We start from the raw sequence: 20,865 nt of genomic DNA on the forward strand, positions 1-20,865 counted from the left end.
CCACCCGACGGCAGCGTCATTCATCCCCTTGAGATCGCCAGCGCGAGCGCCTGCGCGCGCGGCACGATGCTGTCGACCTCGAGATATTCCTCCGGCGTGTGCGCGAGGCCGCCGACCGGGCCGAGGCCGCAGATGGTCGGCGTGCCGACAGCGGCGGTGAAGCCGGAATCGGCGCAGCCGCCGGAGAACTCGCCCTGCAGCGTGGCGAGGCCGACCTGCCGTGCGGCCGCCTGATAGCTTTCGAACAGCGTCCTGGATTCCGCGCTCTGCACCACCGGCACGAACTCGCCCTTGATCGTCAGCGTTGCGCTGGTGCCCGGCACGTAGGAGGTCGCGACGATCTGCTCGATCGCTGCCATGATCCGCGCACGATCCGCCGGATCGACATAGCGCAGGTCGATCTGCCCCTCGGCGTAGGGCGCTGTGGTGTTGACGGACTGCCCGCCCGAGACCAGGCCGACATTCAGCGTAATGCCCTTGTCGAGATCGGTCAGCGCGTGGATCTGCACGATCTTGTGCGCGAGCTCGCCGATCGCGCTGATGCCCGCGGCGAAGTTGGCGCCGGAATGCGCGGCCTTGCCGGTGATGCCGAGATGCATGAAGATGCCGCCCTTGCGTCCCGTGACGACGTTGCCGGTGGGCCGGCCCGGCTCGGAATTGAACACGGCGCGGGCGGAGCGGCCTTCGCGCTCGATCACGGGGCGCGACGAGGGCGAGCCGATCTCCTCGTCCGAGGTGATCAGCAGCTTGATCGGATGCGGGTTGCCGCCGAACTTGTGGAAGGCGGTTGCGACGAACACGTTCATGACGAGGCCGGATTTCATGTCGGCGACCCCGGGTCCGTAGGCGCGGCCATCCCTGATGGTGAAGGGACGGCGCCCGGCCTCGCCCTTGCCGAACACGGTATCGCGATGGCCCATCAACAGCACCGGCTTCTCGTTGCTGCCGGGCTTTGCCACCTCGGCATGGATCGCATCGCCGAAGGTGGCGTTGGCCTCGCGGCGGCACGGAATGCCGTGCTCGGCAAAATGCCGCTCGAACCGCGCACCGACCGCATCGACGCCGTCCTTGTCATAGGACCCGGAATCGATGTTCACGACATCGCGGAGCAGATCGATCATCGCCTGCTTCTGCGACGCCAGCCAGTCCGTGATTTGAGCTTCCGACATGTTTATCCTCGCGTGGTTCTGACGCGCGGTTATAGGGCCTGGCGCAGGCGCGACCTAGTCGGAGAATGCGATGCGGCCATGTCCACCGCTGTCGTCCCCGCTTAGTGCGCAATTGCGCCCGGGGGGCGGGGACAACACCGAGGGCGGTGCGAGTGTTTGTCCTACCGACAAAAATGCCCGGGACCAGCCCGGGCATTTGCATTCTCAACCGGCGTGCAGCGCCTACGCCCCCATCGCCGGCATCCGCGGATATTCGCCGGGGGTGCCCGCCGGCGGGATCGGGATGCCGCCGTCGGAATATTCGTTGAGCTTGTTGCGCAACGTGCGGATCGAGATGCCGAGGATGTTGGCGGCATGAGTCCGGTTGCCGAGGCAGTGCTTGAGCGTCTCCAGGATCAGGTCGCGCTCGACATCGGCCACGGTGCGCCCCACCAGCGCGCGCGTCACCTGCTCGGCGGCCATGGTGGCGTGGGCGACGGCCGGCGGCGTCTTGGCGAGGTCGAGGCGGTCGCCGTCCGGCGTGATGATGGCGTCGGCACCGATCTCGTCGCCCTGCGCCATCAGCACCGCGCGGTGCATGGTGTTTTCGAGCTCGCGGACGTTGCCCTGCCAGCGGTTGGCCGAGAGCACGCGGCGCGCTTCCGCCGAGATCGGGCGCAGCGGCACGCCGTTGGCCTCGGCGTATTTCTTCACGAAATGCTGGGCGAGCTCCAGAATGTCGGCGGGGCGCTCGCGCAGCGGAGGGATCTTCAGGTTCACGACGTTGAGGCGGAACAGCAGGTCCTCGCGGAACGTGCCTTCGCGCACCGCTTCCGCAAGGTTGCGGTTCGAGGTCGCGATGATGCGGATGTCGACGGCGACAGGCTTGGTGCCGCCGACGCGGTCGATCACGCGCTCCTGGATGGCGCGCAGCAGCTTGGATTGCAAGCGGACGTCCATCTCGGAGATTTCGTCGAGCAGCAGCGTGCCGCCGGTGGCCTCCTCGAACTTGCCGATGCGGCGGGCGATCGCGCCGGTGAAGGCGCCCTTCTCGTGGCCGAACAGCTCGGATTCCAGGAGATGCTCGGGGATAGCCGCGCAGTTGATCGAGATGAAGGGACGCTTGGCGCGGGCCGAGCGGGTGTGGACGTAGCGGGCCAGCACTTCCTTGCCGGTGCCGGACTCGCCGGTGATCATCACCGAGGCGTCGGAGCCAGCGATCTGCTGCGCCAGCTTGATCACCTTCGCCATCGCCTCGTCGCGATAGACCAGCTCGCGGGAATCGTTGGCGACGGCGGCCAGCACCGCGGCGATCAGCTCGGGGTCGGGCGGCAGCGGGATGTATTCCTTGGCGCCGGCATGGATCGCCGCGACCGCGGCGCGGGCGTCGTTGGTGATGCCGCAGGCGACGATCGGAGCGTGGATGTGCTCGGCTTCGAGCCGCAGCACGAGGTCGCGGATGTCGAGGGCGACATCGACCAACAGCAGATCGGCGCCCTTGCCGCCGCGCAGCACCCGCATCGCCTGCTCGTGATCCTCGGCATGGGTCACGGTGGCGCCGTTCTCCATCGCGATCTTGGTGGCGGTGGTGAGCTGGCCCTTCAATGTGCCAACGATGAGAAGCCGCATGTCAGTCTCCTGTCCGTCTGGTCGCGCTGCCGCGCGTCATGTCCTTGCGTGTCGTGTCAGCCGCGTTCGGCCTTGATGATTTCCGTCATGGTGACGCCGAGCTTGTCCTCGACCAGGACGACTTCGCCGCGGGCGACCAGCTTGTTGTTGACGTAGATGTCGATGGCTTCGCCGACGCGACGGTCGAGCTCGAGCACGGTGCCGGGCCCGAGCTTCAACAGCTCGCTGACGTCCATCTTGGAGCGGCCGAGCACGGCCGAAACCTGTACCGGCACGTCGAACACGGCCTCGAGGTCGGCGGCGGCGCGCGCTGCATATTCGTCCTCGTTGTAGCCGACGTCCGTGCCGGTGGGTGGCATCGGGCCGTTGAGATCGGGCAGCGGGACCTGTCCGTCGGTGTCGCTCATGGGTTAACTCCCCCTGCGGGACGCGACATAGCGTCCAACCATTTCGTCGATCTTGGCCGCGATGGCGCCGCGCTCCAGCACGACGCCGCCATCGGCCCATTCGATCCGGCAGTCGCCGGTGGCAATCTCCGGCTCGGCCAGAATCACCAGCCGGCCCTCGAAGCCGCTCTGCTTGGCGAGCCGCTCGATCTTCTCGCGGGCGGCGTCGTAGAGCGCATCGTTGATGCGGACGACGAGATGCGGCGTCGCGACCAGATGCGAGAAGCAGTCCTTGACCAGCGCCACGATCTCGCCGAGCGGCTCGGCGGCGACGAGGTCGGCGCAGAGCTTGCGCGCGACCGCCACCGCGACATCGACCGCCTCGGTCTCCATCTTGGTTTCGATGTTGCCGATACCGGCCGCGATGCCGCGGATGCCGATGTTGATCTCTTCCATGGCGAGCGCGACGCGGCGGTCGCTCTCGGCCTTGGCTTCGCGCTGGCCGGCGGCGAAGCCTTCCTGATAGGCGCGCGCCTCGGCTTCCGCGACCTTCTGGGCGATCTCGGCCGCGGTCGCAGCCTTCTCGCGCGTCGCGCGCTCGGGCGCCGCGAAGTCGGTGTCGAACAGGAATTTCGCCGGAGCGGCCATCAATACACCAGTTCGTCGTCGGCGCGGTTCTTGGTCAGCATGATCTCGCCCTTGGCGGCGAGGTCCTTGGCGAGGTTGACCAGCAGCGCCTGGGCCTCGTCGACGTCGCGCAGGCGGACCGGGCCCATCGCCGCCATGTCGTCCTGGAGCATCTTGGCCGCGCGCGAGGACATGTTGCCGAAGAAGAAGTTGCGGACGTCCTCGTTGGCGCTCTTGAGCGCGACGCCGAGCTTGTCCTTGTCGACGTTGCGCATCAGGGTCTGGGCCGACCCGGAATCGAGCTTGACGAGGTCGTCGAAGGTGAACATCAGCGCCTTGATGCGCTCGGCGGATTCCCGGTTGTCCTCCTCCAGCGAGGTGATGAAGCGGGTTTCGGTCTGGCGGTCGAAATTGTTGAAGATTTCAGCCATCACCTCGTGGGCGTCGCGGCGGCGGGTCTGGGACAGGTTGGACATGAATTCGGTGCGCAGCGTCTTCTCCACGCTCTCGATCACCTCCTTCTGAACCGCCTCCATCTTCAGCATGCGGTTGACGACGTCGAGCGCGAGGTCCTCGGGGAAGATGCCGAGCACGCGCGCGGCGTGCTCCGGCTTCAGCTTCGACAGCACCACCGCGATGGTCTGCGGATATTCGTTCTTGAGGTAGTTGGCGAGAACCTCTTCCTGCACGTTGGAGAGCTTCTCCCACATGTTGCGTCCGGCGGGACCGCGGATCTCGTCCATGATGCCGTTGACGCGTTCCGGCGGCAGGTATTGCTGCAGCAGGCGCTCGGTGGCGTCGAAATTGCCCATCAGCGCGCCCGAGGCCGACATGCGCGAGACGAATTCGAGCAGCATGTCCTCGACGGTGTCGACCTCGACGGTGCCGAGCGTCGACATTTCCAGCGAGAGCTGGCGCACCTCGTCGTCGTCGAGCAGGCCCCAGATCTTGCCGCCATATTGCTCGCCGAGCGCAAGCATCAGGATCGCGGCACGCTTCGGCCCGGACAATGTTTCGGCCGGCTTGCCGTCCTTTGCCCGGGTGTTGGCGCGCTGACCGAGCGTGGAGATCACGCTGGTGATGTCGTTGCTGTTGGCGTTCTGCAATGTGGCGGCCATGTCAGATCACTTCTCGTACTATTTTGCGGATTCGCTCAGCCATTGGCGGACGATGGCGACGGTTTCGTTGGGGTTGCGCTCGGCGAGCTCGCCGACGCGGTGAACGGACTGGGCGTGGACCTGGCCCTGGATGGTGGCGACGTCGATCGCGCTGGCGGCGCCGCTCGGCAGCAGCGGTTGGGCGGACGGCGCGGCTTCCTCGGACGCCGCCGGACCGCTGAGGACGCCGGAGATGGCGGCGGCGACGTCGTCGGAGGCGAGGATGCGCTTGACCAGCGGGCGGATCACCAGGAACAGCACGACCAGGCCGAGCAGCATCATCACGCCGAGCTCGACGAAGTACATGACGTCGTCCTTGGTGAACTGCAGCATGCCGAGAAGGCCGCCGGGCTCGCCGATCGGAGCGGTGGAGGGCGCATCGGCAAAGCGCAGATTGACGACCTCGACCTGGTCGCCGCGCTTCTGGTCGAAGCCGATGGCCGAGCGCACCAGCGCGGCGATGCGGTCGAGCTGCTCCTTGCTGCGATCCTGATAGGCCAGCTCGCCCTTGTCGTTCTTGGAATAGATGCCGTCGACCAGCACCGCGACCGAGATGCGGTTGACCCGGCCGGCTTCGGTCACCTCGGTCTTGGTGGTGCGGGAGATCTCGTAATTGTTGGTTTCTTCGGTCTTCTTGCTCTGGTCCTTGGCCGTAGGGCCGCTGTTCTGCTGGTTGCCGGGCAGCTCGTTGTTGACGGTGACCTGGCCGTTGTTGTCGGCGGTCATGCTCTGCTCTTCGCGGGTCTGGCTGGAGCGCAGCACCCGGCCTTCGGGATCGTACTTGTCCGAGGTCTGGGTGACCTTGTTGAAGTCGAAATCGGCGGAGAGTTGCACGCGGGCGCGGCCCGAGCCGACCACGGAGGAGACGATGTCCTCGACCTGCTTGCGCATCCGCTTCTCGAAGGAGATGCGGCGCTCGTCGCCGACCGCCTGCTCCGGATCGGTCGCCGCGCCGTCGGCAAGCAGCTGGCCGGCCTCGTCGACGATCGAGACCCGCTGCGGCTTCAGGCCGTTGACGGCGGAGGCGACGAGGTGGCGGATGGCGCGGATCTGCTGGGCTTCCAGCGAGCCGCGGACGCGCACCACGATCGAGGCCGACGGCTCCGGCGCCTCGCGCGCGAACAGCGGGCGCTCCGGCAGCACCAGGTGGACGCGGGCGGCCTGGATGCGGTCGATGGCGCGGATGGTGCGGGCGAGCTCGCCTTCCAGCGCGCGAAGGTGATTGATGTTCTGGACGAAAGAGGTGGTGCCGAGCGCGTCGGACTTGTCGAACACCTCGTAGCCGACGCCGCCGCCCTTGGGCAGGCCGCCCTCGGCGAGCTTCATCCTGAGACGCGTGACCTTGTCCTTGGGCACCATGATGATGGAGCCCTCGTTGCGAATCTCGAACTGGATGCCCTGGCGTTCCAGGTCCTTGATGATGCCGGAGGAATCCTCGACGCTGAGGTCGGTGAACAGCGTCGTCATCTGCGGCGTGGTGACGCGCATGATGACGAACGCGAAGAAGCCGATGAGCGCGGCGGTGACCGCGATCATCGCCCCGAATCGGGCGGCGCCGATACTCTTCAGAAAGTCCGCAAGACCTTGCAAGCAACCGCCCCAACAGATTCGGCCGCTTTCACTGGAAGGGCCGACTGGGCAATTATTGCCTAGGGGATGGTTTCGATATGGTTAACGAAGGTTAAGAGGTCGGACAAAAGTCGCGCCAAAGTGCGATATGAAAAAAATCGGCCTCGCTTTGCGAGGCCGATTTTCGTCAAAAGCCGCAGATTTCCGGGATCGCCTACTGGCGATATTGCTGGATGCGGGTGGTGCGAAGCCCCGCCAGACCATGCTGGTCGATGGAAAACTGCCAGGAGAGGAATTCGTCGACCGTCAGGGTATAACGGCTGCAGGCCTCCTCGAGCGAGAGAAGTCCACCACGGACCGCGGCGACGACTTCGGCCTTGCGGCGGATGACCCAGCGTTTGGTGCCGGGTGCAGGCAGATCCGCGATCGTCAACGGACTGCCGTCCGGCCCGATGACGTATTTTACCCTCGGGCGATGGGGTTCTGTCATGGCGTACTCACAAACTCTCAACCACTGAACTCACATCCGTAACCCTACGCCCGGCGGCTTAAAAATCCGCTAAGCCTAAGGCTTCAATACAATTCTCGTTGAAAATGCTGAAACGACGCCGTGTCGGCCGGCGGGACGGTGGCATCCGGGCCGGTCGAGGGGGTCTTGTTAATACTTTACTAACGAACGAGACCCTCAAGGGGCTCTCTCAGCTGTCGTCCCGGGGCGCGCGGAGCGCGAGCCGGGTATACATAACCCCAGGAAGTGGTTTGACGACGACCAGGGGTTACGACTTCACGCGAAAACGACGTCCTGGGCTATGGATCCCCGCGTTCGTGGGGATGACACCGAATGTTTGGCGGGCAGACTTTCCTCAATTGCCAGTCGCGATGATGCTCTTGACCTGGCTGAGCGTGTAGCTGGCGCCGTCGATGGTGAGCAGCGGCGGCGACTGGGTCAGGTCGACCGACGACACCACGCCCTGCACCTGCGCGGCGATGCCGACATTGTTGTTCGCGACGTCCTTGCCGGTGGCCGAGATGGTGTACTTGCCGTCGGGCCATTGGGTGCCGTCATTGCCCATGCCGTTCCAGGTGAAGGGGATGTCGTTGCCGGCGGCCGCGGTGTACTTGCCGTTGAACACGGTCTGGCCGCTCGAATTGGCGATGGAGATCTCGACCGTGGAGTCGGTCGGCACGTTGAGATGCCAGACAGCCGTGGAGTTGGTCATGCTCGCGGTCGAGCCGTCGACCAGGGCGGTCTTGCCGACGAAGCCCAGCGCCTGGGTCGCCTGCGTGGTCTGCTGCAGCGTGACGAGCTGGGCCAGCGCGTCGTTGGTCTTGAGCTGCTGCTCGACGCCGGCGAACTGCACCAGCTGCTGGGTGAACTGGTTGGTGTCGAGCGGATCGAGCGGGTTCTGGTTCTGCAGCTGCGTCGTCAGCAGCGTCAGGAAGGTCTGGAAGTTGCCGGCGAGCGTCGATCCCGTGGTCGAGCCCAGCGTGTTCGACGAGGAGGATTTCGGCAGCTCGGTCGTCCCGGAGACGACGCTGGGGGCCGTGGCGCCAGTCGTGGTGGTCATGTCGAATACTCCTTACACTCTGATATCGACGCCGCTGCTCGGCCCATACATGCGGCCATAGCTGCGGCCGACGGGCGCGGCGACGGCGTCGTCCTCGCTGATGATCAGCCGGCGGGCATTGCCGCCATTGTCGTTGTTCTGGCCGGAATTCTGGCCCGACGAATTCTGGTCGCGCAGGCTGAAGGACAGCCCGTTGCTGCCGGTCTTGAGGCCGGCATCGTCGAGCGCGCGCTGCAATTGCGGCGCGTCCTGGCGCAGCATCTGCAGCGTCTCCGGCTTCTCTACCGTGAGATGCGAGGTGACGTTGCCGGCGCGGTCGACATTGATGCGCACGTCGATGCGGCCGAGCTCGGCCGGATCGAGGCTGATGTCGAACCGGGACTTGCCGGAGCGGATCGCGGCCGCGATCTCGACCGGCACGCCGTTGATCGGTACCGCCGTCGCGCTGGCCGCGGTCGCGGTCAGCGTTGCGGTCGATGCGGACGCGGTCGAGGTCGTGTTGGTCAGCGGTGCCTGCACGGCGGAGGCGGCTTGCGCGCTCGCGTCAGTGGTGTTGAAGGCGGCGTGCGCATTGGCATGGGCCTGGGCGGCCGGCGCGGCCGGGATCGCGTCGGCCGGCCGGTCCGCGGCGCCGGGCTTGGCCTCGGTCGCGGCGCCGTCTGCCTGCGGCTTCGAGTCCTGCGGATGCGCCGCGTTGGCGGCCGTCGGGCCCGTTGCCTGCGTCGGGGAGGCGTTGCCGGTGCCCTGGCCGATATTGGAGACGTCGGACTGTCCATGCGCGGTGACGACGGCCTCGAACGAGGTCTTCGGCGTGCCCTGATGGACGGGGATCAGTCCGCCATTCGGCTTGGCCTCGGCCGTAACCTCGCCGGTGGCGCCGGTCGCGGCATCGGCCAGCGTCGCCGAGGTATCGGCATCGACCTTGGCGCCGGCGGTCTTGGCGCTCTTGTCGCCTGGCGTTGCGGTGTCGGTCGTGGTGCCCGCGATCTGCGCCGCGGTCGAGGCGCTGGCGGCAAGGCCGGCGGCGGCGATCGTCAGCGGCGAGGAGGTGGCGGCCTGGTTCGCCGCCGCGTTCGGATCGGTTGGGACCACCGGCGCGGCAACCACGATCGCGTTCGGATCCGGCAGGGCCGCCTGCGCCGCGTCGGCCGGCGCGGCATCGACGGCGGCCGCGAGCCCCTCGGCGGCCTCGGTCTTGTCGCCCTTGGTCTCCTCGGAGGCATCGGCCGATTTGGCGTCGGAGGTCTCGGACTTGTCCTTGGCCTTGCCGGCGTCCTTGGTGGAATCGGTGGTGGTATCGCTCGTCTCGTCGGCCTTGGTGGACGCCGGCGCATCGGTGTCGTCGCTCGCCTTGGCTTGCGAGGGATGATCCGTCGATGAGGGCTCGCGCGGGCCCTTGTCCGAGGAGGACGACTCGCTTCGCCGCGGCGCGCTGTCCTCGGCCTGCGCGGCCGCGTTGGCGTTGACCGCCTGGGTGTTGCTGTCGACCAGCGAGCCGAAGGAATCGTTCGCGGACGCCTCTTTGGCACTCTGCGACCGGGCAGGCTTTTGCTGCGCACTCGAAACTTGCACGCTTGCCGCGACATCTGACGTACGACCGACCACAGGCAACCCCTTGGAAACATCTGCGGCATCAGGGGAGCAAGGAGCGGGCCAGTGTCGCTGCGCGCATATTTATGTAATGAAATCAATGTTTTAATGATTTGCAGGCGCTGCTTCCGGACCCGCCGCAGCCCCGCCATTTCTGCCTCCCCGGCAAGAATTGCCCTAAGCCGGCCGCCCGCGTGATTGCTTCACCGGAATGCCGCCTATATTAAAGAGGTCACTCTCAGCCGCTTTCGACCGGGCAATCGTGCCTTTCGGGAACTCGAGTTCCCGGGGATCGCCGATGTCCCGCGAGAGGCAAGAAATCGCGGATCGCCGCGCGCTGCCGTCACAACCCTTAAAGGCCCATGCTCAACAGTCTGGATCTCGAAGGCCGTCCCGAGGACACCAGGGTCGTCGTCGCCATGTCGGGCGGCGTCGATTCCTCGACGACGGCTGCGCTTCTGAAGGCGGAAGGCTACGACGTCGTCGGCATCACGCTGCAGCTCTACGACCATGGCGCGGCAACCCACCGCAAGGGCGCCTGCTGCGCCGGCCAGGACATCCACGACGCCCGCGACGTCGCCGCCAAGCTCGGCATTCCCCATTACGTGCTCGATTACGAGGACCGCTTCCGCGAATCCGTCATCGACAATTTCGCCGATAGCTACGCGCTCGGCGAGACGCCGGTGCCGTGCATCGAGTGCAACCGCAGCGTCAAGTTCCGCGACCTCCTGAAGACCGCGCGCGAGCTCGGGGCGCAGGCGCTCGCCACCGGCCATTATGTCGCCTCGCGCCGCCGCGAGGACGGCTCGCGCGCGCTGGTCTGCGCGGCCGACCCCGACCGCGACCAGAGCTATTTCCTGTTCGCGACCACGCAGTCACAGCTCGACTTCCTGCGCTTTCCGCTCGGCGACATGACCAAGCCCGAGACGCGCGAGCTCGCGCGCCGCTTCGGCCTGTCCGTCGCCGACAAGCACGACAGCCAGGACATCTGCTTCGTGCCGACCGGGCGCTACACCGACATCATCACGCGGCTGCGGCCGAACGCGATGGACCCCGGCGAGATCGTCGATCTCGATGGACACGTGCTCGGCCGCCACAACGGCATCGCCAATTTCACCGTCGGCCAGCGCCGCGGCCTCGGCATCGCCGCATCCGCACCGCTGTACGTGGTGCGGCTGGAGGCCGCGACCCGCCGCGTCGTCGTCGGCCCGCGCGATGCGCTGAAGATGCACCGCATCGCACTTCGCGACGTCAACTGGATCGGCGAGGGCGACATCGACCGCGCCATCGGCGGCGGCCTCGAACTGTTCGTGCGCGTGCGCTCGACCCGCAGCCCCCAGCCGGCCTGGCTGCGCGGCGCAGGCGGCCATTACGAGGTCGAGCTCGTCGCCGGCGAGGAGGGCGTCTCGCCCGGCCAGGCCTGCGTGTTCTACGACGCAGCCAGCGGCCAGGCGCGCGTGCTCGGCGGCGGCTTCATCCAGAGCGCCGCCGCGAAGCAGGGCACCGCGACATCGCGCCCGCTCGCGGAAGCGGTGCGCGGCTGAGCATGACGACATTATGCGCAGCTGATCGGGTCGGGTTCACCTCGCCCCGTCGGGGGAAGGTGAAGTAAGGGCAGGGGCATGGCAGCAGACATCTCGCGGGCCGGGGTCGAGAAGGCCTATGGCCGCTGGGCGCCGGTCTATGATCTCGTGTTCGGCAAGGTGTTCGACGCCGGACGGCAGTCGACCATCGCCGAGGCCGATCGCATCGGCGGCCGCGTCCTCGACGTCGGCGTCGGCACCGGGCTGTCGCTGTCCGATTATTCGCGCACCACCAAGATCTGCGGCGTCGACATTTCCGAGCCGATGCTGCGCAAGGCGCAGGCGCGCGTGCGCACGCTTCGGCTCTCCAACGTCGAGGTGCTCTCGGTGATGGATGCGAAGAACCTTGCCTTCCCATCAAACTTCTTCGACGCGGTGGTGGCGCAATACGTCATCACCGCCGTGCCCGATCCCGAGGGCACGCTCGACGAGTTCGTGCGGGTGCTGAGGCCCGGCGGCGAGCTGATCCTGGTCAACCACATCGGCGCCGAGAGCGGTCCGCGCAAGCTGTTCGAGCTCGCCTTCGCGCCGATCGCCCGCCGCCTCGGCTGGCGCCCGGAATTCCCGTGGGCCCGGCTCGAGGGCTGGGCGGCGAGGCACGGCGGCATCACGCTGGCCGAGCGCCGCCCCATGCCGCCGATGGGGCACTTTTCGCTGATCCGCTACCGCAAATCGTGATCATGCCGCGGGAACACGCGCCGAGGCCGGCGCGTTCCCTCCCCATGCGCACGACATCAAACATCATCCTGGCCAGCCTCCTGATCGCCGCCTCTGCACCAGCGATCGCGCAGGCTCCGCCCGCCCCGGCGACGCCGCCGCAAGCGACCGCGCCGCCGTCCCCGCAACGTGCCGCCGGCTGTGCCCCATCCGACCGGCTCGCCACCACCCCGGACGGCACCACCACCGGCCAGTCCCGGGAACCGCTCGGCGACAAGCTCGCCAAGACCGACGGCGTGCTCTGCCCGCCCTCTGGGGTCGACCCCGACATGCACGCCCCCGCGCCCAGCACCGGGGCCAACACCCCGGTCATCCCGCCTCCGGGCAGCCCGGGCGGCGATCCCAACGTGCGGCCGAAATAGGCCTCGTTGCCATCCCCAAACGACCGTCATGCCCGGGCTTGTCCCGGGCATCCACGTTCTTGGTGACGCAAAGCAAGGCGTGGATGGCCGGGGCAAGCCCGGGCATGACGAACTCATTGAAAAGAGGCCGTATTCACAAGGCGGCTTCCCCCGTCATAGCCTTGCCGAGGGCTGAAAAAGCCGGCCGCTTTGCTTGACTTCCCGCCGCCCCCTTCCTTATATGCCGCGCGTTCGCGAGATCGGCCTCATTCGCCGCCGCGATCCCTGTGGCGGGGTAGCTCAGCTGGTTAGAGCACGGGAATCATAATCCTGGGGTCGGGGGTTCGAGTCCCTCCCCCGCTACCAATTCCAGCGCAACCCTTTGATGTCCGGACTTCGCAGATTGAGTTTCGGCGCGAGGGGCGTCTCATTGATGGTCCGAGCTCCCACTGTCATTCGCGATCGAAAGATCGCGCGTGGCTGGTCAGCCTCGGTGTGTGGCTAATCAGCTCTCCGCGTTGGTGTTCGCGCGGTGTGGCAGAAATCGGCGACCCGACGCGCGCGCGACTCCGACGTGCGGCTTGGTGTGCGGTCGCGTGTCTGCCGTTTCAGCTCGAGCGCTGGCAAGCGCACGATGCTCGCGCGGGCCTATCGACGTTGGCCAGTCAAGCGGGGAAGGGAGCCCACGGCCGATGCGGCTGCAGATGATCGTGCGGTGACGCGGCAGTATGCGGGCTCGGCCGCTCAGCGCGCTGGTCAATATCGCTCACTCTGGTGCCGTCTTATTCGTACGCCGGGGCTCGTTATTCGAACCTTTGATCCCCACATCCATCTAAGTCTGACGGTCGGGGGTGGCCGGCTATGGGCCGAGAGTTCGAGCGAAAGAGCCCAGCATGTTCAAATCTCAGCAATACCGCGCAAAGGCCGCCGAATACGGCGAACTGATCAAGGGTTCGACCGACCCAGACGAGATCGTTGGATTTCAGGAGCTGCAGGACCGATTTGCCTCGCTCGCCGATAACGAGCAGGGACTGGCGGACGAGTATGACAATGCACTGCACGTGGCGCAACGGGAGCGATCGCAGGGCGTAGCCCTCGTGGCCGAAGAAGAGTTTATTTTGCGGTGTCTTGGCGCAGCCATCATCATGCAATGGAACGCCCTGCCGACGACGCTGCAGCGGGAGATCTTCGACACCGCCGGGTCGATCGGCAAGTTGCTGGAGACGGCGGCGCTCCGCGGCCAAATCGCCCGATTTCTTCATAACCACAAGGATGACGCCGGTCGCGGCAAATTGCCTCCGGCACAAGACATGCCTGCCGATGCGAGATCGTGCGCTTTGGCGCTCTCACGGTGGGACAATGAGGGAGGCGCAGTTCGCGACGGGCTGCTGATCTAACCGGACGCCCACACCAGGAGGTTTCCATGTCACTTGCACAGTTTCGGGTCGATGACGGACCACATACCATGGACGGGTTGCGGCTTCTTGCTCAGGAGGGAAATGAACAGATCGAGGCGTTCATGGGCCGGAAGGTGATGGACGTCTGGGCGGAGTCTGTCGAGCATCGCGGCGGGCGGCAAAGTCTATTTCGCGATCAGTACAACGCCCTTGGCAGACTGAACCTTGCCGCACTTCAGCGGATCGCGAGCGCGAAATATCAGCGAGGCCCTGCCTACAACCGGCAACATCCCTTCGTCGAGATACTATTCTCTGACATCACGGAAAGCGGCGAGGCTCTCAATTTGAGTCAACTCGTGCGAGAGGCGTTGCCGCCGGCATTTCATAGGCTGGCTTGAGTTCTACGCCACGAGAACGCTGCCACCGGGGTGGGAGTGTTCGGCGCAAGATCGTGCAGCGCGGTTGTGATTGAGCGCGGGTGGGGTATCCGTGGCGCTCGGCCCGTCATTTCGAAACGAGAGCAGAATCGGCGGCTCGCCGATCGCGCTTTGGAGGGCCTTTTCCGAGCATCATTCTTGAGACATAAGCCGGCCCCGATGATTGCCGGACGCGTTCACCAAGGCTCTGAAACGACTTGGGGACGCCGGCCTCTACGCGTCGGGCCAGTCATACGGCTTCGTATGCTTGGCTTCCTCTTCGGCTAGAAGCCGGAGCAACGTCTTGTGGCGAGCCTCATCTCGATGCGGGTCACCTTCGCCGATGGCGATGAGCTTCTTATAGCGCCGGATATTTTCGTGATTGATGTAATCATTCATTGCGCCCTCCAACGGGACTTAGCAGCGTGGCGCGCGAGATCACCAATGGCCGCCTCTTGCGCAGGAAACGCAAGCCTTATTGTCGGCCAGGGAAGGAAATGCGAGGCAGTGCCCCTGCCTCACAAGCCATCCATCGATGATTTGCGACCTAATGGCCTCGTGGCCGTTCTGTCGTCACCACCGGCCCTGTCCGTTGGGCTTCCGGTGGCTGATCGCATCGACCTGCTCAGATTGCGGGAGGCGAAATTCGTCACCAGCATCTTGGTGTCTCGAACAGCGCGCACAATCCGGATGTTCAGAAGCGAAACTGGATCGAAAGCGAATAACTGAAGTCAGCCCGGACGGACGCAAGTCATGACGCCCAGCTATTGAGCGGGGTCTCAGTAGCAGTCTCGCCTTGCCTTGGCCGAAACCACAAGCTCACAGCGAGCGACAACTGAGCGTTCGACGCCGTCTACCCCGATGATCGAGCTCGGACGCGTTCTGAACACAAAGCCAGAGCACATTGACCGCCATCACCGTCCGTCGTCGGCTGTTAGCGGTGACAGAGAGTGCTGCATGCTCCCGCCCAATCAAGGAGCGTTGGCTATGTCAAACTATAAAGCCTACCTCATTTCTCGAGACGGCCACCACATCAGAGCCGTCGACCTTGAATGCGTCGACGATGACGCTGCAAAGAGACTTGCTGAGCAGCTCACGAACTTCAGCAATGTCGAGTTATGGGAACACGCCCGCAGGATTGCGAAATTTGGCAGCAAATCTGACTGAAGGACACCAACGCGGGCGTCCCTGCTGTCCCTTCCCTCGTAGCCCCCGACCAACGGCTCGCGTCGCCGGCCGCAATCTTGTCGACCTTCAAGCCAATTGCAGAAGCGCACGATACAAGGAGCAAAGCTATTCTCCTTCCCTGAATGGCGCGCCATTCACACGCAATCGTCGCAGGGAGGTGACGACAATTGCACAACGTTCGGCGTGCCCTATCGTGCAGACGTCTTCCGCAGTTTCGTCTTCGTCGTTCGACGAATACATCAAATGCGAGCAATTGTGCCGCTTTACAATTCGCATTCTGCCTATGGGCTACTTCACACATCCGAACTTTGCAGTCTCACAAATTGCTGACACGGCGCCAAGCGAGTTTCGTTGCTTTGTCTAACTTAGATTGTAAGGTGGCCATAAGAGCATTCGGCCTGATCGACGATGTGCGGCCAATCGGCGCTGTCCGCATCTTTGGTGATCATGATCACAACAAGAGTGTTCGCCCCTGAGTAGAATGAGGGACAGAGGACAATGACCGAAGGATTAGGACAATGTCGCTGCTCCAGATCAATCTCTTCGGCGGTGTCGAAGTCATGCGTGCCTCCGGCGAGTCGGTGTTGATCCCCAGTCGCAAGGCTGCAACTCTCCTTGGCTATGTGGCGCTCAGTTCCCCTCGGGCCATTTCTCGCGGCAAGCTCGCGACCCTGTTGTGGGACGGTCAGTTCGGCGATCGCGCCCGCGCCAGCCTTCGACAGGCGCTGCTCACATTGCGGCGTGAACTGCCGCAATATTCCGATGTGATCGCGGCCGATCGCGACGACATCCGCATCTGCCCGAACGCCATAAGCACCGATGTCGGGGAATTCGAGCGGCTCCTGTCGGATGGAGATCCCGAACGATTGGCTCGCGCGGCGATGCTGTATCGGGGAGACCTTCTCGAGGGCATCAGTTCGACCTCATGCCAATTCGAAGCCTGGCTGTCCCGAGCGCCAGCGACTGAGGACAAAGGCGATGCAGGCGCTTGCGGGCCTGCTGGACACCGACGGGCGCGAGCACATGGATATAGCGATCGCGCTCGCGCTGCGTATTGTTGCGATCGACCCGCTTCAGGAGCAGGTCCATCGCATCTTGATGCGCTGCTACGCGCAGCAAGGTCGCCGTACCGACGCGCTGCGTCAGTACGATCTTTGCCGCTCCGTGCTGTGGCGGGACGTTCGCGCGGTGCCGGAGCAGGAGACCGAACAGCTGCAGCGCGACATCCGCCGCATGTTCCACGCTGCGCCCCTGAGACCTGCCTCGGTCAAATTGCAACGGGCCAAAAACTTTGACGCAACTTTCACGCTCGGCGTGACGCCTGCATCACGATCCTGGTCGTAGCCTTAGCCGCTCGCACAATCGTGCGTAGTGATCCCGACTCCCTTCAGGGAACGCGTGTCGCTCGCGGGTCAGGCAGTTCATCAGGAGACTTTGATCATGACTGGAACACAGCAAGGATATGAGGACTACGGCCAATTGGACCCGCAGGGGATATTCGGCTCCATCCTCGGTGGTGCGGCCGGACGCGTTATCGGCAACCTGCTCGGCGGCAAAAGGGGAAAGAATATCGGCGGCGCCATAGGTAACATCGGCGGAGGTTTCCTGCCGTTTTCCGCCGGTCCGGAAACGCCGCAAGGTTCTGTGCAGGTCTCCGACATGGAGCTGCAGAGCTTCTGGAGCGTGCTGAAGAAGATCGGCCAGGGCGTGCAGACCGGCCTCGATGTCGGCAAGCAGCTCGGCGTGTTCAACGCCGGCCAGCCCGGCATTCAATCCGCGACGGAGCAGGTCTCCGACATGGAGCTGCAGAGCTTCTGGAGCGTGCTGAAGAAGCTCGGGCGGGGCGTGCAGACCGGCCTCGATGTCGGCAAGCAGCTCGGCGTGTTCAACGCCGGCCAGCCCGGCCTTCAACCCGCGCCGGAGCAGGTCTCCGACATGGAGCTGCAGGGCTTCTGGAGCGTGCTGAAGAAGATCGGCAAGGGCGCCCAGACCGGCCTCGACATCGGTCGCCAGCTCGGCGTGTTCAACGCCGGCCAGCCCGGATTTCAACCCGCAACGGAGCAGGTCTCCGACATGGAGCTGCAGAGCTTCTGGAGCGTGCTGAAGAAGCTCGGGCGGGGCGTGCAGACCGGCCTCGATGTCGGCAAGCAGCTCGGCGTGTTCAACGCCGGCCAGCCCGGATTTCAACCCGCGCCGGAGCAGGTCTCCGACATGGAGCTGCAGGGCTTCTGGAGCGTGCTGAAGAAGCTCGGCAAGGGCGTGCAGACCGGCCTCGATGTCGGCAAGCAGCTCGGCGTGTTCAACGCCGGCCAGCCCGGATTTCAACCCGCGCCGGAGCAGGTCTCCGACATGGAGCTGCAGAGCTTCTGGAGCGTGCTGAAGAAGATCGGTCAGGGCGCCCAGACCGGCCTCGACATCGGTCGCCAGCTCGGCGTGTTCAACGCCGGCCAGCCCGGTCTGCAGCCGGCTGCGGCGCAGGTCTCCGACATCGAGCTGCAGAGCTTCTGGAGCGTGCTGAAGAAGATCGGCCAGGGTGCCCAGACCGGCCTCGACATCGGTCGGCAGCTCGGCGTCTTCAACGCCGGCCAGCCCGGTGGCACGATGCACTAGACCGAACGCGCGGGGGGCGGGCGAACGCCCGCCCTCCACGCACAGATGACCAGGGAAACCAGATGGCGGATTCAAACACGTCGCAGCAATTCATCGTGCAGGGAGACCCGGTCCAATCCGGTGAGCTCAACGACCACTTGCAGCGTGAACCCGACGTGAAGCGAGTCGCGCAGGTCGCACCCGACGTCGTCATTCTTTCGATGACGAAGACACAGGCCGACCGCCTGAAATCGAGGTTTGCCACGCTCGTGGTTGAACCGGATTCGGCGCTGAAGCCGTTCGATGCCGACTGATTTCGGTGGGCAAACATTGGACACGCAAAACATCAAGGAGGCCGCAGATGGCCACGAGAGGAAAATCAGGACCTTCCGCGCAGGGCGAGCACGGTGCGAGCGAATCGGCGACAAACGGCAACGGCGCGATTCCCGAGCATGGCGACAGCCCGTCACCGGCACGCGGGCAGGGGGCCGCAACGATCGCACCGCGCCCGGCGCAATTCATGATCGCGCCGCAGCAGCAACCCGGGCTTGCGACCTTCAGCATCGATTTTCTGACCCAGCAGCTCACCAGCAGCCCCGACATCGAAGTGGTGAAGACGGTGCCTGCGCCGCGCCTGTTCGGATTTCAGAGCGCGGATCTCGGGCAAGTGCCGCTCAGTCCGCTGGTCCTCGCCAAGATGACTCCCGACAAGGCCAGGGTGCTGCAGACCCAGGCGGGAGAGCGTTGCGCGGTGGAGCGTGACGAGCGGCTGACCTACATGCTCGATCCGACGACGCCCCAGCTTCCCAATCCGGGGGTGCTGACGCCGCTGGCCGACGGCTTCACTGCGACCATCGAAGTCCTGGGCCAGGACGGCCCGCTGCCCGGCGCCGAGGTCTACGTGTTCGGCAGCATGTGGCCGGCACAGGCCATCACCGACGCCACGGGCCGCGCCACGGTGACACTCCAAGGCGAAACTCCCGAGACAATCCGCTCGATCCTGGTCAAGCCGAAGATCGACTACTGGACCTTCTGGCTCGATCGTCCGCAGCTCGTTCCCAACAATGTCAACCGGATCGTCGTGAGGGCGCTCGGCGCAGTCTTGCGGAGCTTCCCCGGCCAGCAATTGACCGGTTGGGGTGAGCGCGCCATGGGCCTCGATCGTGTGCCGCCGTCCTTTGATGGCGCCGGTATCAAGATCGCGGTCATCGATTCCGGCCTGGCGCCGACCCATCGCAACCTGCGCGGCATTACGGAAGGCACCAGCATCGTCGGCAATGACAAGGCGGCCTGGACCGTCGACACGATCGGCCATGGCTCGCATTGCGCCGGAATCATCGCCGGCGGACCCATCGGCTCCGGCGGCGGAATCCGCGGCTTCGCTCCCGCGGCGGAAATCCATGTCTGCCGCATCTTCCCGGGCGGCCGGTTCAGCGATCTCGTCTCTGCGCTCGACTATTGCATGGAGCATGGCATCGACGTCGCCAATATGAGCCTCGGTGGCGGCGAGCCCTCGCGGATCATCGAGGAACGAATCGTCCGCGCCAAGGAAAGGGGCATGGCCTGCATCATTGCTGCGGGGAATTCCTCGGGGCCGGTGCAGTTTCCGGCTTCGACCCCGCATTGCCTGGCGGTCGCCGCGTTGGGCAAGTGGGGCGAGTTTCCCGACGACAGCTATCATTCGCAGCAAGCCCTCGACGGTTTCCAGAGCCGCGATGGATATTTTCCGGCCAAGTTCTCTTGCTTCGGGCCGGAGATCGACGTCTGCGCACCGGGTGTGGCGATCGTCTCATCGCTTCCCGCCGATGGTTTCGGTGCATGGGACGGTACCTCGATGGCGACGCCGCATGTCACCGGCCTGGCCGCGCTTGTGCTGGCGCACCATCCGGACTTCACCAAAGGCAGCTTCCAGAATCGCGATGCACGCCGGGTCGAGCGGCTGTTCCAGATCCTGAAGGAAACCGCGACGCCGCTGCAATTCGGTGACCCGAATCGTGCCGGCGCGGGACTGCCGAACGCGATGCGGGCGCTCGGCCTGGAAACCGGAATCGCTCCGGTTGCCGCCGCTGCGTCCGGAACCGATCCCTCGCTGGCAGCGCTGCGTCGCCTGCTTGGATTGCGGCCGGTCGAAGCGCCGAGCATGATTCCGGCGGGCGCGATGACGCCACAGTCCATTGGTCCCATGCCGAACAGTTCGAGCCACGTCGCTCGCGGTCCGGCACAGGTCGCCAACGGAATCGCCCCCATGATGATGGATCCTGATCCAGCTCAGATCCGGCAGATCATGCACAAGGTCGGATTGCTGTAACGCGTCCTTGTGACCTTGCCGCGGGGCACAGCACGAGCTGTGTCCCGCGCGTTTTCTGACGCGGAGCGATCATTGCGACAGCTTCACGAAACCTGAAAATTTCAGATTTCGTACCAGCGAGGCTGTCATGGTGAGTGTGCTTCGTTGGTGCTAAGGGCAACACCAAATGCCCTGTGTCGCCACCCCGTCAACCCCTCGGGGCAAAAAACATTCCTCTTTACCGAAATTCGGAAATGGCGTATGTGTCGTCCATCCCGGCTCAACCAGGAGGGGCGATCTCGAGGTCGTCTTGATCGCGAGCCGGGCTTGCGGTGGACGCGGCAGCGTCGGCATGAAAGGTGCGGGCAGGGCGGGTAGTCCCTGTGAGCCCGTGGCCGCGTGCGGACGAGCGGCGCTGTTAGGTTTCGTCTCGCCTGTAAGTTTCCGGCTTCGTCGACAGGGCTGGAAAAACTGCGGCGACATGGCGGGCCGTGCGTACGGCAAAACCGTGTGGTCCTGGCCGTCGTTGCTACGGTCAAGCCGGATCGAAGATGTGCGCGAGCCCAACCGGGCGGACGGCATCGCCAATTCGAACGGCGAGGGAGGCCAGAAGGAAAGTTCGGCTCCCGGGAGAGCACGGCATAAGCCGTCCGACCATCGCGCAGGGAAGGCC

20 protein-coding genes and 1 tRNA gene are annotated in these 20,865 nt (G+C 65.1%); 10 read left to right on the top strand and 11 right to left on the bottom strand.

Annotated elements, in window-relative coordinates:
• Positions 1 to 20: 20 nt before the first annotated feature.
• The 9 genes from WI560_RS05480 to WI560_RS05520 form a co-directional block, all read right to left on the bottom strand.
• Positions 21 to 1,169 carry a M20 family metallopeptidase gene (locus tag WI560_RS05480; protein ID WP_375307175.1) on the bottom strand — a complete coding sequence of 383 codons (1,149 nt, stop codon included), beginning with the start codon at positions 1,167 to 1,169 and terminating at the stop codon, positions 21 to 23.
• A 222-nt stretch (positions 1,170 to 1,391) separates the two neighbouring features.
• Complete coding sequence (locus WI560_RS05485; protein ID WP_375307176.1) at positions 1,392 to 2,777, bottom strand: sigma-54 interaction domain-containing protein; 1,386 nt, start codon at positions 2,775 to 2,777, stop codon at positions 1,392 to 1,394.
• 56 nt (positions 2,778 to 2,833) lie between these two features.
• Positions 2,834 to 3,184: a flagellar motor switch protein FliN gene (fliN, locus tag WI560_RS05490; RefSeq protein ID WP_028138288.1), complete on the bottom strand. Its 351-nt coding sequence runs from the start codon at positions 3,182 to 3,184 to the stop codon at positions 2,834 to 2,836.
• 3 nt (positions 3,185 to 3,187) lie between these two features.
• On the bottom strand, positions 3,188 to 3,811 hold the full coding sequence (locus tag WI560_RS05495; RefSeq protein ID WP_375307177.1) for a FliH/SctL family protein: 624 nt from the start codon (positions 3,809 to 3,811) through the stop codon (positions 3,188 to 3,190).
• Entirely contained in the window at positions 3,811 to 4,908 is a 1,098-nt protein-coding gene (fliG, locus tag WI560_RS05500) for a flagellar motor switch protein FliG (RefSeq protein ID WP_375307178.1), read from the bottom strand. Before fliG ends, WI560_RS05495 begins: the two co-directional genes overlap by 1 nt.
• A gap of 18 nt (positions 4,909 to 4,926) precedes the next feature.
• Positions 4,927 to 6,537 (bottom strand): flagellar basal-body MS-ring/collar protein FliF, encoded by a 1,611-nt coding sequence (fliF, locus tag WI560_RS05505; RefSeq protein ID WP_375307179.1) that lies wholly within the window; start codon positions 6,535 to 6,537, stop codon positions 4,927 to 4,929.
• Positions 6,538 to 6,730: 193 nt separating this feature from the next.
• Positions 6,731 to 7,006, bottom strand: coding sequence for a DUF1153 domain-containing protein (locus WI560_RS05510; protein ID WP_002714638.1), 276 nt, complete (start codon positions 7,004 to 7,006; stop codon positions 6,731 to 6,733).
• Positions 7,007 to 7,379: 373 nt separating this feature from the next.
• Positions 7,380 to 8,084 (bottom strand): flagellar hook assembly protein FlgD, encoded by a 705-nt coding sequence (locus WI560_RS05515; RefSeq protein WP_375307180.1) that lies wholly within the window; start codon positions 8,082 to 8,084, stop codon positions 7,380 to 7,382.
• Between the two features lie 12 nt (positions 8,085 to 8,096).
• Positions 8,097 to 9,689: a flagellar hook-length control protein FliK gene (locus WI560_RS05520; protein ID WP_375307181.1), complete on the bottom strand. Its 1,593-nt coding sequence runs from the start codon at positions 9,687 to 9,689 to the stop codon at positions 8,097 to 8,099.
• A gap of 347 nt (positions 9,690 to 10,036) precedes the next feature.
• Between WI560_RS05520 and mnmA the strand changes: the two genes are divergently transcribed.
• The 6 genes from mnmA (at position 10,037) to WI560_RS05550 (ending at position 14,110) form a co-directional block, all read left to right on the top strand.
• Positions 10,037 to 11,218 (top strand): tRNA 2-thiouridine(34) synthase MnmA, encoded by a 1,182-nt coding sequence (gene mnmA, locus WI560_RS05525; protein WP_375307182.1) that lies wholly within the window; start codon positions 10,037 to 10,039, stop codon positions 11,216 to 11,218.
• 78 nt (positions 11,219 to 11,296) lie between these two features.
• Complete coding sequence (locus WI560_RS05530; RefSeq protein WP_375307183.1) at positions 11,297 to 11,935, top strand: class I SAM-dependent methyltransferase; 639 nt, start codon at positions 11,297 to 11,299, stop codon at positions 11,933 to 11,935.
• 44 nt (positions 11,936 to 11,979) lie between these two features.
• Positions 11,980 to 12,336 (top strand): hypothetical protein, encoded by a 357-nt coding sequence (locus tag WI560_RS05535; protein ID WP_257176848.1) that lies wholly within the window; start codon positions 11,980 to 11,982, stop codon positions 12,334 to 12,336.
• Between the two features lie 268 nt (positions 12,337 to 12,604).
• Positions 12,605 to 12,681: transfer RNA gene (locus tag WI560_RS05540), tRNA-Met, on the top strand.
• 527 nt (positions 12,682 to 13,208) lie between these two features.
• Positions 13,209 to 13,712 carry a hypothetical protein gene (locus WI560_RS05545; RefSeq protein WP_375307184.1) on the top strand — a complete coding sequence of 168 codons (504 nt, stop codon included), beginning with the start codon at positions 13,209 to 13,211 and terminating at the stop codon, positions 13,710 to 13,712.
• Positions 13,713 to 13,738: 26 nt separating this feature from the next.
• Entirely contained in the window at positions 13,739 to 14,110 is a 372-nt protein-coding gene (locus WI560_RS05550; protein ID WP_375307185.1) for a signal transduction histidine kinase, read from the top strand.
• Between the two features lie 252 nt (positions 14,111 to 14,362).
• Here the strand turns inward: WI560_RS05550 and WI560_RS05555 are convergent, their stop codons facing one another.
• Positions 14,363 to 14,527 (bottom strand): hypothetical protein, encoded by a 165-nt coding sequence (locus WI560_RS05555; protein WP_375307186.1) that lies wholly within the window; start codon positions 14,525 to 14,527, stop codon positions 14,363 to 14,365.
• 1,154 nt (positions 14,528 to 15,681) lie between these two features.
• A complete protein-coding gene (locus WI560_RS05560; protein WP_375307187.1) occupies positions 15,682 to 16,071 on the bottom strand; it encodes a hypothetical protein in 390 nt (129 codons plus the stop codon).
• Positions 16,072 to 16,294: 223 nt separating this feature from the next.
• On the opposite strand from WI560_RS05560, the gene WI560_RS05565 reads away from it, so the two are divergent.
• The 4 genes from WI560_RS05565 to WI560_RS05580 all read left to right on the top strand — a co-directional run bounded on the left by WI560_RS05565 (position 16,295) and on the right by WI560_RS05580 (position 20,213).
• Complete coding sequence (locus WI560_RS05565; protein WP_375307188.1) at positions 16,295 to 16,660, top strand: bacterial transcriptional activator domain-containing protein; 366 nt, start codon at positions 16,295 to 16,297, stop codon at positions 16,658 to 16,660.
• 96 nt (positions 16,661 to 16,756) lie between these two features.
• Complete coding sequence (locus WI560_RS05570) at positions 16,757 to 17,926, top strand: hypothetical protein (RefSeq protein ID WP_375307189.1); 1,170 nt, start codon at positions 16,757 to 16,759, stop codon at positions 17,924 to 17,926.
• Between the two features lie 62 nt (positions 17,927 to 17,988).
• Complete coding sequence (locus tag WI560_RS05575) at positions 17,989 to 18,219, top strand: hypothetical protein (RefSeq protein WP_375307190.1); 231 nt, start codon at positions 17,989 to 17,991, stop codon at positions 18,217 to 18,219.
• Positions 18,220 to 18,266: 47 nt separating this feature from the next.
• Positions 18,267 to 20,213, top strand: a complete 1,947-nt coding sequence (locus WI560_RS05580) for a S8 family serine peptidase (RefSeq protein WP_375307191.1) — start codon at positions 18,267 to 18,269, stop codon at positions 20,211 to 20,213.
• Positions 20,214 to 20,865: the final 652 nt, after the last annotated feature.

The sequence above is a fragment of the Bradyrhizobium sp. A11 genome, assembly GCF_042077125.1.
In the GTDB taxonomy this organism is placed as follows: domain Bacteria; phylum Pseudomonadota; class Alphaproteobacteria; order Rhizobiales; family Xanthobacteraceae; genus Bradyrhizobium; species Bradyrhizobium japonicum_B.

Excerpts from the sequence above, each read along its gene's own strand:
- WI560_RS05480 (WP_375307175.1), bottom strand. The coding sequence starts at position 1,169 with ATGTCGGAAGCTCAAATCACGGACTGGCTGGCGTCGCAGAAGCAGGCG.
- WI560_RS05485 (WP_375307176.1), bottom strand. The coding sequence starts at position 2,777 with ATGCGGCTTCTCATCGTTGGCACATTGAAGGGCCAGCTCACCACCGCC.
- fliN (WP_028138288.1), bottom strand. The coding sequence starts at position 3,184 with ATGAGCGACACCGACGGACAGGTCCCGCTGCCCGATCTCAACGGCCCG.
- WI560_RS05495 (WP_375307177.1), bottom strand. The coding sequence starts at position 3,811 with ATGGCCGCTCCGGCGAAATTCCTGTTCGACACCGACTTCGCGGCGCCC.
- fliG (WP_375307178.1), bottom strand. The coding sequence starts at position 4,908 with ATGGCCGCCACATTGCAGAACGCCAACAGCAACGACATCACCAGCGTG.
- WI560_RS05510 (WP_002714638.1), bottom strand. The coding sequence starts at position 7,006 with ATGACAGAACCCCATCGCCCGAGGGTAAAATACGTCATCGGGCCGGAC.
- WI560_RS05515 (WP_375307180.1), bottom strand. The coding sequence starts at position 8,084 with ATGACCACCACGACTGGCGCCACGGCCCCCAGCGTCGTCTCCGGGACG.
- mnmA (WP_375307182.1), top strand. The coding sequence starts at position 10,037 with ATGCTCAACAGTCTGGATCTCGAAGGCCGTCCCGAGGACACCAGGGTC.
- WI560_RS05530 (WP_375307183.1), top strand. The coding sequence starts at position 11,297 with ATGGCAGCAGACATCTCGCGGGCCGGGGTCGAGAAGGCCTATGGCCGC.
- WI560_RS05535 (WP_257176848.1), top strand. The coding sequence starts at position 11,980 with ATGCGCACGACATCAAACATCATCCTGGCCAGCCTCCTGATCGCCGCC.
- WI560_RS05545 (WP_375307184.1), top strand. The coding sequence starts at position 13,209 with ATGTTCAAATCTCAGCAATACCGCGCAAAGGCCGCCGAATACGGCGAA.
- WI560_RS05550 (WP_375307185.1), top strand. The coding sequence starts at position 13,739 with ATGTCACTTGCACAGTTTCGGGTCGATGACGGACCACATACCATGGAC.
- WI560_RS05555 (WP_375307186.1), bottom strand. The coding sequence starts at position 14,527 with ATGAATGATTACATCAATCACGAAAATATCCGGCGCTATAAGAAGCTC.
- WI560_RS05565 (WP_375307188.1), top strand. The coding sequence starts at position 16,295 with ATGCAGGCGCTTGCGGGCCTGCTGGACACCGACGGGCGCGAGCACATG.
- WI560_RS05570 (WP_375307189.1), top strand. The coding sequence starts at position 16,757 with ATGACTGGAACACAGCAAGGATATGAGGACTACGGCCAATTGGACCCG.
- WI560_RS05575 (WP_375307190.1), top strand. The coding sequence starts at position 17,989 with ATGGCGGATTCAAACACGTCGCAGCAATTCATCGTGCAGGGAGACCCG.
- WI560_RS05580 (WP_375307191.1), top strand. The coding sequence starts at position 18,267 with ATGGCCACGAGAGGAAAATCAGGACCTTCCGCGCAGGGCGAGCACGGT.